This window comes from Tepiditoga spiralis (assembly GCF_014701195.1).
Lineage (GTDB): Bacteria > Thermotogota > Thermotogae > Petrotogales > Petrotogaceae > Tepiditoga > Tepiditoga spiralis.
Genome location: NZ_AP018712.1, coordinates 742,668 through 757,303 on the forward strand (window position 1 = coordinate 742,668; position 14,636 = coordinate 757,303).

Sequence of the window (14,636 nt, forward strand, 5' to 3'; positions counted from 1 at the left end):
AAAAACAAGTGCACATTGTGCACTTGTTTTTTAAACTGATAACTTTCCAAATATAACCATAATTATAACAATAACTGCTATTGAATCCATTATAAAATAAGATAACTTTTCATTTTTAGTTAAATTTAAATTTCTTTCTTTTTTGGCTTTAGGATAAATAAAAATCCCAGTTGCATAAATAACTATAGCCGTCAAAACATAAACAATTCCAACAGCATAAATTACCCAAATTGTGTATATAATAGCAACTATTGAAAAGAATTTAAAGATTCCACTTTTTTCTTTAAAAGCAACATTTGCTCCAAATATAGAAGAAGTTAAATAAGGTAATAGTAATGTTGTAGTAGAAATATAAAAAATTGTATTATATACACCTTGCAATGTTTTTGACATTAAAAACAATAAAAATATTTGTGTTAAAATATTTGTTATTGTTAAAGAAAATATAGGAGTTGCATGTTCATTTTGTTTTGAAAAATTTTTAGTAAAAACATTATCTGTTTTTGATGCAATAAAAGGTATTTCAGAAGTTAATAGTAACCAACTTAAAAGTGCTCCAAAAACAGATATTAAAAATCCAAAATCTAATAAATACTTTCCAAAAGGACCTATTAATTCTTTTAAAACTGTTCCAAGTGGTGAAGTTGAACTTACTAATTCTTTTACAGGAACTATTCCCATTGTTAAAGTTGATACACTAACATAAACAAATAAAGTAATTAAAAATCCTATTATTGTAGCCTTTCCAATATCTTTTTTAGATTTTGCTTTATTTGATAAAACAACTGCACCTTCAATACCAACAAATGACCAAAGCATTGTTCCAAAACTATTATTTATTTGATGCCATATTGAAGAATATTCTCCAGTTGAAGCTAATGTTGTTGAAAAGAAAAATTCTTTTACTAAATCTGGTTTAAATGCAAATAAAGAAAATATTGCGACTATAAAAAGGGGTATTAGCTTTAATATTGTTAAAACAGCATTTGTAATACCTGCAGTTTTTATACCACTAATTATTAAAAAATGATATATCCACAATATTATACTTGAAAATATAAAAGCATATATTTTATTTGTTTCAAGTATTGGAAAATACCCACTTAATATTTTCATTATCACAGCAAAAAAAGCTATATTAGCTAATAAAGCTGCCCACCAATATCCCCAAGCAGCATTAAATCCAATAAATTCTCCAAATTGTTCACGTGCATATGTGTAAATTCCACCTTCAAGTTCTGGTTTTTTCATAGTCAAGAAATAAAAAACCATGGCTAACGAAAAAACTCCAAATCCTGTAATAGCCCAACCAATAAATATTGCTCCTGGATTTGCCACACTTCCTAAATCTGCGGGCGAATTAAAAATTCCAGCACCAATCATAGAACCAATAACAAGAGTTATTAATGCAAATAATCCTAAAACTTTATTGTTACTCATAACTCCACCTCCAAAATGTGATTTGTGTGATAATGTAATTATATTAATTTAACTTTACTTTTACTAATACTTTTATTAAATTTTTCACATAAAAATATAAAAATTCATTTTTTGGCACGATGTTGCTTAATTATTTTTGATTATACAAAACTTAAAAAAATTAAGGAGGATTCATATGAATAGAGTTGCAGTAACTGGTATAGGAACAATAAATTCAATAGCAAAAAACACAAAAGAATTTTCAGAGAGTTTAAAAAATGATGTTGTTGGCATAGACATGATAACTCAATTTGATACATCAGATCACAAAGTTAAAATTGCTAGTGAAATAAAAAATTTTGAACCAAAAAATTATATGGATAAAAAGGTCGCAAAAAGATATGATAGATTTTTACAACTTGCATTAGTTGCATCTAAAGAAGCTATTGAAGATGCAAAATTTAAAAATGATGATTGGAAAGAAAATACAGCTGTAATTATAGGTTCTGGAATTGGTGGATTTAAAACTTTATTTTCGGAATTTGAAAAATTTTCAAAAAAAGGAGCAAAAATGGTTAGCCCATTTTTGATTCCAATGATGATTCCAGACATGGTTTCTGGTGCTGTAGCAATAGAACACAAATTAAAAGGACCTAACTTTTCAACAGTAAGCGCTTGTGCTTCATCATTAAATGCAATAGCAAATTCAGCAATGTTAATAAAACATGGATATATTAATGTAGCTGTAACTGGTGGTTCAGAAGCAGTAATAAGCCCTATGCCAATAGCTGCATTTGCAAATATGCAAGCACTTTCAACAAGAAATGACGATCCTAAAACTGCGTCAAGACCTTTTGATAAAGATAGAGATGGTTTTGTCATGGGTGAAGGATCTGGAATTTTAATTTTAGAATCCGAAGAACATGCAAAAGCACGTGGAGCAAAAATATATGGATATATAGATGGATTTGGTCTAAGTGGTGATGGTTATCATATAAGCGCAACTGATCCAGAAGGTGCTGGTGCTGTAAAGGCAATGGAAATGGCTTTAAAAACTGCTAATGCTAAACCTGAAGATATAGATATGATAAATTGTCATGGTACAAGTACTCCTGTTGGTGATGTTTCAGAAATAAAAGCAATAAAACAAGTCTTTGGTTCTCACACAGAAAAATTACTTGTTCAGTCAACAAAAGGACACATAGGACATAATCTTGGAGCTGCTGGAGCTATAGAATTAATAGCAGTAATACTTCAATCAAATGAAGAATTCATACATGGTATGCCAACTATCCAAAATATAGATGGAAAATTTGAAGATTTAAATATAACTTTAAAAACAAAAAACGGAAAAGTTAAAAAAATTTTAAAAAATGCATTTGGCTTTGGTGGACATAATGCAAGTATACTCTTTGTTAAGGAGGATAATTAATGGGAAGAATTGGAATAGTAGTAGATAACACTTCAAATATTCCAAACAAATTAATAAACGAACTTGGTATAGGCTGTGTTTCTTTATATGTTATAAGAAATAACAAATATGTTCGGGCATCTGATGTTTGCCAAACAAAATTTTATGATGAAATAAAAAAATCAGTTTATATTCCACACACATCTCAACCATCTGTTGCAGACTTTGAATCAATTTATAAAAACATGATAAATAAATATGATGAAATAATATCGTTACATATATCCTCAAAATTGAGTGGAACCTACAATTCTGCTACATTGGCTGCAAAACTTATTGACAGTGAAAAAATACATGTAATCGATTCAAAAACAACAAGCTGGGGATTAGGTTACTTAGCAATAGAAATTAAAAATATAATAGATAAAAATCAATACTCAACAAAACAGATAATAGAATATGCAAAAAATTTTTATAAAAAAACAAAAGTTTTCTTTAGTGTTGGAGACTTAAATTATCTTTATAAAGGTGGTAGAATTGGAAAAGCAAAAGCATTAATGGGTAGCCTATTAAATTTAAAACCATTAATAACTCTTGAAAATGGTGAATTGAGTGCTGTAAGAAGTTTACGTGGAAACAAAAATCTTTTTAATGAAATGATAGAAAGAAGTTTTGATTTTTCTGGTAAATTAAAAAAAATATCTTTAATTCATACTGGTAATCTAAAATTAGCTGGAGATTTAAAAGATATGCTAATCTCCCGAAAAATAAGTGAAGATATAATAAATATAAGCTATTTAGACATTATAATAGGAACTCACTTAGGTCCAAACTCTGTAGGTATAATAACACATTTTGAATAGGAGGAAGTTTAATTGAATATAGACGAAATTATGAAAATTTTACCTCATAGATACCCTTTTTTACTTGTAGATAAAGTATTATCAATAGAAGAAAATAAAATAATAGCATTAAAAAATGTAACAATAAATGAACCTTTTTTTCAAGGCCATTTCCCAAAATATCCAATAATGCCTGGAGTTTTACAAATAGAAGGTTTAGCTCAAACCGCTGGACTCTTATTTATGAAAGACTTAAAAGAAGATGTTGTTCCTTTATTTATAGGTATTGACAAATGTAGATTTAAAAAAGAAGTTAGACCTGGAGATACAATAACTTACGAATTAGAGGTAATGGCTGAAAAAGCCGGAGTATATAAATTAAAAGGAATTGTAAAATGTGAAGGAAAAGTTTGTACAAAAGCAGAAATAATGGTCGGTATAAAAAAATAAGCAGGTGAAAATATGAAAGTTCTTCAAATTGGAGCTTATATTCCTGAAAATATCTTAACAAATGAAATGCTTTCTGAGAGATTTAATGTTTCTACAGAATGGATATATAAAAGAACAAATATAAAAAAAAGATTTTTATCAAATACTTCAATATTAGATATGGGAATAAAAGCTTCTAAAAATTTAGACTTAAATGGTGTAGATGCCGTTTTATTTGCTTCATCTATTGGTCCGCATTATGTTCCAAATTATGTTAGCGCTTTTAAAGCATTAAATATAAAAACAGCAAAATATGGAATAGATATTTCAAATGGATTTGTTGGTTTTATAACAGCAGTACATACAGCAGAAATAATGATGAAAGAAAAATTGGCTAAAAGAGTTTTAATAATCATCTCTGAAAAATTATCAGATCTTACAGATAAAAATGATATAAATACTGCCATTCTTTTTTCAGATGCAGCAATTGCAATGGTTGTTGAAACAGAAAATTATGATTATGAACATAAAACTAATTATGATTATTCACTTTATCCTGCTTTGAATGTAAATAAAGATAAGAAAATTGAAATGAATGGAAAAACTGTATATAGATTTGCAGTTAAGAATATGAATGAAATAATAAAAAAATTTTTAACTTCAAAAACAAAGTTAATTGTTCCACATCAAGCAAATGGAAGAATTTTAAACTCTGTATCCAAACAATTTTCAGGAGTTAAATTTTTGAACTATATAGAAGAAACAGGTAACACTGGTGCGGCAAGTATACCACTTGCACTTTATAAGTACTATGGAAACAAATCATTTTCTTTAAAAAATCATATTTTAGTATCAGTTGGTGGTGGAATGACTGCCAGTGGAATAACTTGGAGGTGTTTTAATGAAGACTCGAATAACTGAACTTCTTGATATAGAGTACCCTATAATTGAAGGTGGAATGGCATGGGTTGGTACAGGTACTTTAGCTGCTGCTGTTTCAAATGCTGGTGGATTAGGTACTATTGGATCAGGAAGTATGACTCCTGAAATTTTAAAACAACATATAGATATAGTAAAAAGTCAAACAAACAAACCTTTTGCAGTAAATATAATGTTATTAAATCCATATGTAGAAGAATTAATAAAATTAGTTTTATCTGAAAAAGTTCCTGTAGTAATTTTTGGAGCAGGAAATCCCGGAAAATATATTAAAAAATTAAAAGAAAATGGAATAAAAGTAATGGCTGTTGTTGCCTCAGAAAATCTTGCAATAAGATTAGAAAGAAACGGTGTAGATGCTATAATAGGTGAAGGAATGGAATGTGGTGGTCACATCGGAGATGTTTCTACTTTAGTATTAATTTCAAAACTTGCAAAGATGTTAAAAGTACCTCTAATTGCAGCTGGTGGAATTGCAGATTCAACAACAGCAGCAGCAACATTTATGCTTGGTGCTGAAGGAATACAAATGGGAACGAGATTTATCGCAACACCAGAATGTGAAGCACATCAAACTTATAAAGATTTAGTTGTAAAATCAGGTATAAGAGATGCAGTAGTTACTGGTTCAAAAATAGGACATCCTGCAAGAGTAATCAAAACAAAGTTTGCAAAAAAAATAAAAGAACTTGAAATGGCATCTCCTGAAGAAGCTGAAAAAATGATGGTTGGAAGCTTAAGAAAAGCCTTCATAGAAGGAAATAAAGAAGAAGGTTCTTTCATGGCAGGACAATCTTGTGGTTTAATTGAATCAATAAAACCTGTTAAAAATATAATAATAGAATTGAATAAAGGATTAGAAGAAAAACTGGAGGTGAAATAATGAAAGCATTTGTTTTTCCTGGTCAAGGTTCACAAACTCTTGGAATGGGTAGTGAAATTCTAAAAGAAAATCCAGAATACAAAATTTATTTAAAAAAAGCAAATGATACTTTGGAATATGATCTTGAAAGTATAATTTTTGGAGATGATTTAGAAAAATTAACTTTAACACAAAATGCTCAACCAGCATTACTTACAATTGGTTATATATACCATAGATACTTAATAGAAAAAAAAGAAATCTTACCAGATGTTGTTGCTGGTCATTCACTTGGGGAATGGACTGCTTTAGTTGCTTCTGGAGTTTTAAACTTTGAAGATGCAGTAAGATTAGTACATTTAAGAGGACTATATATGAGTCAAGCTTGTCCTCCTGGTCAAGGAACAATGGCTGCAATTCTTGGTATGAATCCAGAAAAAATAAAAGATCTTTTAAGAGGTTTTGAAAATGTTGTTCCAGCAAACTTCAATTCTTCTGTACAAACTGTAATAAGTGGAGAAACAAAAGAAGTTTTAGAAGCTATGACTTTTTTAAAAGAAAATGGTGCAAAAAAAGTAGTTCAATTGAAAGTTAGTGGACCTTTCCACTCTCCATTAATATCAAATGCTGCTGAAAAATTACAAATTGAAGTTGATAAAGTTGAATTTAAAACACCATCTATACCAATAGTTCAAAATGTTACTGCTAAATATGAAAATGATCCAAATATAATAAAAGAAAATATTATAAAGCAAATAACTTCTCCAGTTAGATGGGTAGATTCAGTTATAAACATGAACAACAATGGAGTTGATAAATTCATAGAAGCTGGCCCTGGAAAAGTATTAACTGGTCTCATAAAAAGAATAGTTAAAGGTGTAGAGTTAATAAACATATAAAAAAAACCACTTTAGTGGTTTTTTTTATATGTTTATCGAAAATTTTTTTATTTTTATCTCAAAGAGATACAATATTAATATATCAATTCAAAAGGAGGTGTTTCTATGAAAAAGATATATCTTATATTTTTATTAGTTATTTCATTGTTTATATTCTACAGTTGTACAAACCTTTTATCTAATACTGGAACAGTAAAATTAAGTATTACAGATTCTCCAATAGATGGAGCTAATATCAAAGGCGTTTATATTGATGTAACAGGTATTAGTTACTCAATGAGTACAGGAGACACTGGTTGGACAAAACTCGATTTAAAAGAAGAAAAACTTTTTAACTTATTAGAATTCACAAATGGTGATGCAAAAATTATGGGGAACTTTAATTTACCAGCAGGAAAAATAAACCAAATAAGATTTTTCTTAGACACTAATAAAAGTTTTATTAAGTTTTCAAATGATTCGACAACCACATTATCTATTCCTTCTGGTGATACTACTGGATACAAAGCAACAATTTCTGGAGGAGCTACAATTCCAGTAAATGGACAAATTGAAATTACAGCAGACTTTGATGTGCGAAAATCATTAAATTTAATAGGAAATGGTTTATACAAACTTCAACCAACAATAAGACTAATTGTGAATAATCAAGCTGGTGTCATTAAAGGACAAATAACAGATGCTTCTACTGATACAACAGTTTTTGCTTATTCTAATAACTCTTATAACACTTCAGATATTGAATTTTCTTCTGCAATAAACAGCTCTAGACTTAGAGATAATGGAACTTTTGAACTTCATTATCTTTCTGCAGGCACTTATGATCTTGTTTTTGCAAAATTTACTACCGATGGAACTCTTAGTCTTCTTGGTGGTATTTCAAACATTGAAGTTAAATCTAATCAAATCACAAATGTACCAACTACTACAATAAATAATCTTGAAAATGTTTCTATTTGGTAATTTTAATTCAAAAAGGTTGCAAAAGCAACCTTTTTTATTATGTAAAAAAATTATATGAAAAGATAGTGAAATTTAACATTCATTTGATAAAAAATGTAAATTTATAATCATTTATATTGCTTACTTAAACAAGTCTAAATTAGTCTAATTAACCCCAAAACTTTGTGAAATATAGAGTAATTGTTGTTGTTAAATAGAAATATATTTTTTTTAATAGCAACAATAGATATATATACTTAATTTAATGTTACTCTCATGAAATTGACATTTTCACCTTTAAAGCCTACAATTAAATTGTACCCATACTACGTATAACTAATGGAGGTGTTTTTAATGGGAAAAGCAAAATTTAGCATAAAAGCAAGAAGAGCAAGTCATACAAAAACTGTTATAGAATCAAGAGATTTCAAATTAATAATAGATGAACCAGAACATATGGGGGGTACCGATGAAGGACCTAATCCTGTTGAATATCTTGCAGCAGCACTTGCTGGATGTTTAAATGTAACTGGTCATATGGTTGCTAATGAAATGGGAATAAAAATTGAAAATCTTGAATTTGAAGTAGAAGGTGAATTAGATCCAAGAGGTTTTATGGGTAAAGCCAATAATGTTAGACCTGGATATTCACAAATGAATATTAAAGTAAATGTTGAAACTGATGCCGACAATGAAACATTAAATAAATGGCTTGATATTGTTGAAAAAAGATGTCCTGTAAGTGATAATATTCAAAATACAACTCCCATTAATCTTTCAATAATTAAAAAATAAAACGAGCTAAGCTCGTTTTATTTTTTAGTTCTAACTATTCTAAATCCTAAATTAGGGCCATAATCTGTAATTGAAATAGATTTTCTTCCAGTAACTTGTGCATCTCCTGCACCAAAGTTATAGCTTCCACCACGTCTTATACGATTTCCAGATGTAGAGTCTATATTATAAGGATTTATTTCTAATGAACTACTATAAGAACCATAATAATCACTCACTAATTCCCAAACATTTCCACTCATATCGTATATCCCAAAATTATTAGGCATTTTTTGACCAACTTCATGAGTTTTTGAATCTGAATTTCCAGAATACCAAGCTACATCATCTATATTATCACTTCCAGAATAAAGATAATTTTCATTTCCTTTTGCAGCATATTCCCATTCTGCTTCCGTTGGTAATCTATAACCATATGTTTTTGCTAGATCAGTAGTAATACTTCCTTTTTCATCTATAAAATTACCCAAGCTATCATAAGATTTTGGAAGCCCTTCTTTATCTGAAAGCCAATTACAATATTCATTTGCATCAGTCCAAGAAATATATATTACAGGATAATTATTTCTATTTCCACTATATTGTGGTTTATTTTTACCTGTGTCTTCACAAAATTTATCATATTCATTGAAAGTTGTTTCATATCTCCCAATATAAAAGTCATAATTTAAAATTACTGTATGAATTGGTTTAGAAGTTTCACCATTTCCCATTTCAAATGAACCATTTTTTATTTCTACCATACTATTTTTTGTAGTAGTAGGTTCTTCTGATTCTAAAACATTTAAAACAATTGTTTTTGATGTTGTAATAATTCCATCACTTACATTAAAGGTTATACTATATTGTCCTGATTGTGTATAATATGGTTTCCAAGTGAATTTATGTGTTTCTTCTCCAAAATCAGCTCCTACTGGAAGATTTTCTGCCCAATAGGTTAGTATATCATCATCTTGGTCTGTAGCACTTATTGTAAATGTCAAAATGTTTCCTTCATTAATTGTTGTATTTATTATTTCATCAATTACTGGTGAATTATCTACTTCTTCAACTACTATCTTTACTTCTTTGCTTACTTCTGTTATTCCATCTGTTACCTTGAATATTACATTGTATTCTCCTGCTTGTTCATATGTTGGTATCCATTCAAACTTTCTGGTAATAGAATTAAATGTTGCACCTTCAGGAAGGTTTTTTGCCGTTACTTTTAAACTATCTCCATCAACATCCGTAGCATTTACTGTAAATTCTATTTTTTCTCCTTCTTTTATTACTATATCTTTTATTTCTTCTATTTGTGGTGGGTTATCTACTTCTTTAACTATTATTTTCACATTTTGATAAGTTGTATTAATCCCATCTGTTACACTAAACTTCACATCATACTTTCCACTTTGAGTATAATCTGGTTTCCATTGAAAATAGCTCCTTTAGGAGTATTTTCAACATTATATATTAAATTATCTTTTTCAATACTTTTTACTTTAACTATAAAATTTAATTCTTCATTTTCTTTTATGATTTTGTCTCCTATTTTCTCAATTGCAGGTGGTGGTGTTTTAATCTCTGTACAACCTACAAAAAGAATTAAAATTAAAATCATTAGAAATAAAAACTTATTCACTTTTTAATGCCTCCTCATACCTTTATTTATTAATTTCAAAAAATTCTAAATATTAATTAATCTTTACTTTTATATTTCATATGATATATCTATTATATCATATGATTAAAAAATTTTTTCACAGAAGAAAGAAAAATATATATTAAATTTAGAATATTTTTTTGTAAAATTTAACTTATTTTTTTTGTTTTTTTAAAAAAATAAAGGTATGATTTAAATATATAAGTATGAGGAGGTAAAAAAAGTGAAAAAAACTTTAGCAAAAAAAACATTTGTATTACTATTTATTCTCTTTTCAATTTTAAGTATTGCCAGTGTATCATTTGATATTAAAAATTTTGATCTTTCAACAGAACAAAAAATAAGTATTGCTCTTGAACATGATCAATATGATATAGGAGCAAATGCTGCTGAAATAATTATCAAATTATATAATTTCAATAATTATGATACATTAATTTCAAGTTTAACTTATTCTTTTGAAAACAACGATGATGAAGATATTTATGATGATGACTTTGATGACAACTATGATCACGAATATTATGATGATGATTATAATGAGAATACAGAAGATAGCACTGATAATAATTATCATTTAAAAACACCAGAGAAAAAAGAAGATCCTTTTACAATAATACAAGAAACTGGTTTTGATAAATTGTTATTATCTTTAAAAGAAAATTTAAATGTCATAAAAAATATTAAAAATATAAAAGTGAACTTATCAAATGAAGCTGCCATTCAATTTCAAAAAAAATTATTCTCAAATGATACAGATATTTATAATGAACCTATAAGTTTTGATTATAGAGATTTTAAGTTATTAAGTCTTTTAACTTCTTTAACCAATGAAAAACCATCAAATAATGAATTTTTAAATGATTTAGACAAAGTTTTAAATCAAGACAATGAAGAAAATTTTAATGATATAATGAAAAAATACTTAAATAAAAAGGCATTTGAACAATTCTCTTCTATGTTCAACGAAATAGCAAATTTAGATCCTGAAGGTAATACAGATGCTTTTGACATAATAAACAACTATTTAAAAGTATTTGCAAAAAATGATGGTGAAGAAAATTGGTTGAGTTTAAAAGATATTTTTAAAACTAATATCTTTGATCCAGAGAAAATAACAAAAAATATAGATGAAGACTTAAACCAACTAAAATTTTTATTAAAAGAAAGTTTTAATATATATGATTTTGAAAATAATCCTATATTTTTAAATAGGAAAAATAAAGATTTTACAGATATATTATTAAATAAACTATCAATAGAAAATAACGAAGTATTCAAAAAAAATAAGTTAACTTATTTATTAGATTATGATTTGAATAAAAAAATACTTTCAATAAAAGTTAATGAAATAATAGTAAAAACGCCTTTAGAAATCTTAAAAGAATTATATAATTCATTGCCATATGGAGAATTCAACTTATATATTGAAACAAAAGAAAAAAATGTAATAACTAAAACTAATTTATATTGTAATTTTTTAAAATTAAAATCAAACTTCGAATTTACTGATTTGAACCTTAAAGTAAGCCCTGATATTATAAGATATACTATAGGAATAATATTTAGCTCTCTCTTTAAAAATTTAGATGATGAATACTTGTATCTATTGCCAGATATGTTTTCTTTAATAACAAGAGATAATAATGACTTAATTTTTTCAGTAAAATTAAAAGATTATTTTATTTTATCTTCTAGAACTCCTAACTTTTTTTCAAAAGAAAATATTGAAAAAATTATAAATGATTTTAATTCACCAGATGAATTAACCCCTACCGAAACTTCAACAAATTCATCTGAAACAAATGAATCCAATTAAAAAAAAAAAAAAAAACAAGTGCAAAGCTTAGCTTTGCACTTGTTTTTTAAATATTAATTTATCTTCTTCAAAATCAACAATAATATTATCTCCTTCAACAAAATTGCCATTGATTATTTTAAAAGCTAAAGGTGTTTCCAATTCTTTCTCAATTACTCTTCTTAAAGGTCTTGCACCATATATTGGATTGTATCCTTTTTCAAGTAAATACTCAACGGCTTTTTCACTAACTTCTAAATTCATTCCATTTTCTGATACTCTATTTTGTACATCTTTTAATTGAATTTTAATTATATTTTTTAAATTTTCTTTTGATAAAGGATGAAATACAATAATTTCATCTAACCTGTTTATAAATTCTGGTTTGAAGAATTTTTCTACTGATTTCATCACTTCATTTTTCATATCTTTGTAATTCTCTTTAGCATCTTCAACAAACCCCAAAGCATGCCTTGACTTTATTATTTGTTCTGATCCTATATTAGAAGTTAATATTATTATTGTATTTCTAAAATCAACCTTATTTCCTTTACCATCAGTTAAAATACCATCATCCAAAACTTGAAGTAATATATTATAAACATCAGGATGAGCTTTTTCTATTTCATCAAATAGTATAACTGAATATGGCTTTCTCCTTACAGCCTCCGTCAGTTGACCACCTTGATCATAACCAACGTATCCTGGAGGTGAACCTATTAATCTTGAAACACTAAATTTTTCCATATATTCACTCATATCTAATCTTATTAATGCTTCTTCAGTATTAAAAAGGATTTCAGCAATTGTTTTAGCAATCTCAGTTTTTCCAACTCCAGTAGGACCTAAAAATAAAAATGAACCATTTGGCCTTTTTGGATTTTTAAAACCTGCTCTTGATTTTCTTATTGTTTGAGCAATTAGTTCAACTGCTTCTTCCTGACCTATTACTCTTTTATGAATTTCACTTTCAAGATTTATTAATTTTTTTCTTTCATCACTCAATATCTTAGTAACGGGTATTCCAGTCCATTTTTCTATTATTTGTGCAATTATTTCTTCATTTACAATGTTAGATATTTCTGAATTTTCTCTCTTTTTTTCTTTTTCTATATTCTTTTCTAAGTCCAATAATTCTATCTTTACCTTAGCAGCTTCTTCATATTTACCATTTAGTGTTAGATCATTAATTTTTTCTTCTAATTTTGATTTATTATCTAACATTTGATCTAAACTTGCACTTGATTCACTATATGCTAACTTTACCTTGGCACATGCTTCATCTATCAAATCTATCGATTTATCTGGTAAAAATCTGTCATTTAAATATCTTGAAGAAAGTTTAACAGCTGCATTTATTGCTTCTTGAGTTATTTCTACTCCATGATGTTTTTCATAACTTTCTTTTAATCCATTTAAAATTTGTATTGCTTCTTCTTCTGATGGTTCTTCAATAGTTACAGGCTGAAATCTTCTTGCAAGGGCTTTATCTTTTTCTATATACTTTCTATACTCTTCCATAGTTGTAGCTCCAATTACTTTTATTTCCCCTCTTGCAAGAGCTGGCTTTAAGATATTAGCTGCATCCATTGAACCTCCTTCAACAGCACCAGAACCTATTATAGTATGAAGTTCATCTATAAATAATATTACTTCATTTTGTTTTTTCATAACTTCATCTATAACATTTTTTAATCTTTCTTCAAATTCACCTCTAAACTTAGAACCAGCAATTAATCTTGCTAGGTCTAATTGAAGAATAGTTTTATTTTTTAAAAATTTTGGTGCAAATCCTTTAACAATATTTTGAGCTAATCCTTCAACTATAGCTGTTTTACCTACTCCAGGATCTCCTATTAATACCGGATTATTTTTTGCTTTTCTTGATAAAATTTCTATCATTCTATAAATTTCATCGTCTCTTCCTATAACAGGCATGAGTTTACCAGCTTTTGCCCTTTGATTTAAGTTTACTGTATATTTTTTTAATGGATCATCTTCACTTTCATTCATTTCTTCATCTTCACCATTTTCAATATACTTTTTTATAACTTCTTCTATTTTTTCTTTATCTGTTGACTCATTTAATATTTTAGCAGAATAAGAATTCCCTTCCATTAATATTGCCATTAACAGCACCAAAAGTGTAACTTTTTTTAATCCAAGTTTATTTGATTCTATCTTTGCAGTATTAAAAACGCCTGCTACTTCATTTGATAAATAAATTTGATTTGAATTACTTGAATACATTCCATTTTGACTATGAATATAATTTTTTAATTGATTTTCAACATGATATATATTGTTTTTGTAAAAAACATCAGCTATTTTTGGTTCTTTCGTTTCTATTATTGCAAGTGCCAAATGATCTGGAGTAACAACATTATTTGTGTTTCCCTGAGCTAATAAATTAGCTTCTTGTATTGCTGATAGTGCTTTTTCTGAAAAATCTTCTGGGTTAAATCTCATATCAATTCCTCCTTTCCATAACATATTTCATTTTCAATCTTATTATATCATTTACTTTTATTATTTCGGTTAAGCAATCGTAACAATATTCTGATAATTAATGAGTAAAAAATTTAATTTTTTATATTTTGAATTTTTTTGAAAGAATTATGATTTTTTACATTAATTAAAAACAAATAGATTTAA

13 protein-coding genes are annotated in these 14,636 nt (G+C 27.2%); 9 read left to right on the forward strand and 4 right to left on the reverse strand.

The genetic code is table 11. The annotated features are described in order from the left end of the window. Positions 1 to 30: 30 nt before the first annotated feature. Entirely contained in the window at positions 31 to 1,440 is a 1,410-nt protein-coding gene (locus tag IGS63_RS03360) for a basic amino acid/polyamine antiporter (RefSeq protein WP_190615605.1), read from the reverse strand. A 175-nt stretch (positions 1,441 to 1,615) separates the two neighbouring features. Here IGS63_RS03360 and fabF point away from each other — a divergent pair, with 175 nt between their 5' ends. From fabF to IGS63_RS03400, 8 genes are all read left to right on the forward strand, one after another. Next, positions 1,616 to 2,851 (forward strand): beta-ketoacyl-ACP synthase II, encoded by a 1,236-nt coding sequence (gene fabF, locus IGS63_RS03365; protein WP_190615606.1) that lies wholly within the window; start codon positions 1,616 to 1,618, stop codon positions 2,849 to 2,851. Next, positions 2,851 to 3,693 carry a DegV family protein gene (locus IGS63_RS03370; protein WP_190615607.1) on the forward strand — a complete coding sequence of 281 codons (843 nt, stop codon included), beginning with the start codon at positions 2,851 to 2,853 and terminating at the stop codon, positions 3,691 to 3,693. Before fabF ends, IGS63_RS03370 begins: the two co-directional genes overlap by 1 nt. 12 nt (positions 3,694 to 3,705) lie before the next feature. Then, positions 3,706 to 4,122, forward strand: a complete 417-nt coding sequence (gene fabZ / locus IGS63_RS03375; protein ID WP_190615608.1) for a 3-hydroxyacyl-ACP dehydratase FabZ — start codon at positions 3,706 to 3,708, stop codon at positions 4,120 to 4,122. Between the two features lie 12 nt (positions 4,123 to 4,134). Further along, the gene (locus IGS63_RS03380) at positions 4,135 to 5,022 is read left to right on the forward strand and encodes a 3-oxoacyl-ACP synthase III family protein (protein ID WP_190615609.1); all 888 of its coding nucleotides are present in this window, start codon (positions 4,135 to 4,137) and stop codon (positions 5,020 to 5,022) included. Continuing rightward, positions 5,003 to 5,923 (forward strand): nitronate monooxygenase, encoded by a 921-nt coding sequence (locus tag IGS63_RS03385; RefSeq protein WP_190615610.1) that lies wholly within the window; start codon positions 5,003 to 5,005, stop codon positions 5,921 to 5,923. Before IGS63_RS03380 ends, IGS63_RS03385 begins: the two co-directional genes overlap by 20 nt. Then, complete coding sequence (gene fabD, locus IGS63_RS03390; protein ID WP_190615611.1) at positions 5,923 to 6,801, forward strand: ACP S-malonyltransferase; 879 nt, start codon at positions 5,923 to 5,925, stop codon at positions 6,799 to 6,801. The genes IGS63_RS03385 and fabD overlap by 1 nt, the downstream gene beginning before the upstream one ends. A gap of 105 nt (positions 6,802 to 6,906) precedes the next feature. After that, positions 6,907 to 7,764: a DUF4382 domain-containing protein gene (locus tag IGS63_RS03395; protein WP_190615612.1), complete on the forward strand. Its 858-nt coding sequence runs from the start codon at positions 6,907 to 6,909 to the stop codon at positions 7,762 to 7,764. Between the two features lie 333 nt (positions 7,765 to 8,097). Continuing rightward, entirely contained in the window at positions 8,098 to 8,538 is a 441-nt protein-coding gene (locus IGS63_RS03400; protein ID WP_190615613.1) for an OsmC family protein, read from the forward strand. Between the two features lie 17 nt (positions 8,539 to 8,555). Here IGS63_RS03400 and IGS63_RS03405 read toward each other — a convergent pair whose 3' ends face one another. Continuing rightward, on the reverse strand, positions 8,556 to 9,917 hold the full coding sequence (locus tag IGS63_RS03405) for an SUMF1/EgtB/PvdO family nonheme iron enzyme (RefSeq protein ID WP_190615614.1): 1,362 nt from the start codon (positions 9,915 to 9,917) through the stop codon (positions 8,556 to 8,558). Then, entirely contained in the window at positions 9,914 to 10,162 is a 249-nt protein-coding gene (locus IGS63_RS03410; protein ID WP_190615615.1) for a hypothetical protein, read from the reverse strand. The genes IGS63_RS03405 and IGS63_RS03410 overlap by 4 nt, the downstream gene beginning before the upstream one ends. 244 nt (positions 10,163 to 10,406) lie before the next feature. Here IGS63_RS03410 and IGS63_RS03415 point away from each other — a divergent pair, with 244 nt between their 5' ends. After that, positions 10,407 to 12,002 (forward strand): hypothetical protein, encoded by a 1,596-nt coding sequence (locus tag IGS63_RS03415; protein ID WP_190615616.1) that lies wholly within the window; start codon positions 10,407 to 10,409, stop codon positions 12,000 to 12,002. 27 nt (positions 12,003 to 12,029) lie between these two features. Here IGS63_RS03415 and IGS63_RS03420 read toward each other — a convergent pair whose 3' ends face one another. After that, entirely contained in the window at positions 12,030 to 14,450 is a 2,421-nt protein-coding gene (locus IGS63_RS03420; protein ID WP_190615617.1) for an ATP-dependent Clp protease ATP-binding subunit, read from the reverse strand. Positions 14,451 to 14,636 lie beyond the last annotated feature (186 nt).

What these genes read in the sequence shown, in the direction of transcription:
- IGS63_RS03360 (WP_190615605.1), bottom strand. Translation starts at nt 1,440, where the DNA reads ATGAGTAACAATAAAGTTTTAGGATTATTTGCATTAATAACTCTTGTT.
- fabF (WP_190615606.1), top strand. Translation starts at nt 1,616, where the DNA reads ATGAATAGAGTTGCAGTAACTGGTATAGGAACAATAAATTCAATAGCA.
- IGS63_RS03370 (WP_190615607.1), top strand. Translation starts at nt 2,851, where the DNA reads ATGGGAAGAATTGGAATAGTAGTAGATAACACTTCAAATATTCCAAAC.
- IGS63_RS03380 (WP_190615609.1), top strand. Translation starts at nt 4,135, where the DNA reads ATGAAAGTTCTTCAAATTGGAGCTTATATTCCTGAAAATATCTTAACA.
- IGS63_RS03385 (WP_190615610.1), top strand. Translation starts at nt 5,003, where the DNA reads ATGAAGACTCGAATAACTGAACTTCTTGATATAGAGTACCCTATAATT.
- fabD (WP_190615611.1), top strand. Translation starts at nt 5,923, where the DNA reads ATGAAAGCATTTGTTTTTCCTGGTCAAGGTTCACAAACTCTTGGAATG.
- IGS63_RS03395 (WP_190615612.1), top strand. Translation starts at nt 6,907, where the DNA reads ATGAAAAAGATATATCTTATATTTTTATTAGTTATTTCATTGTTTATA.
- IGS63_RS03400 (WP_190615613.1), top strand. Translation starts at nt 8,098, where the DNA reads ATGGGAAAAGCAAAATTTAGCATAAAAGCAAGAAGAGCAAGTCATACA.
- IGS63_RS03420 (WP_190615617.1), bottom strand. Translation starts at nt 14,450, where the DNA reads ATGAGATTTAACCCAGAAGATTTTTCAGAAAAAGCACTATCAGCAATA.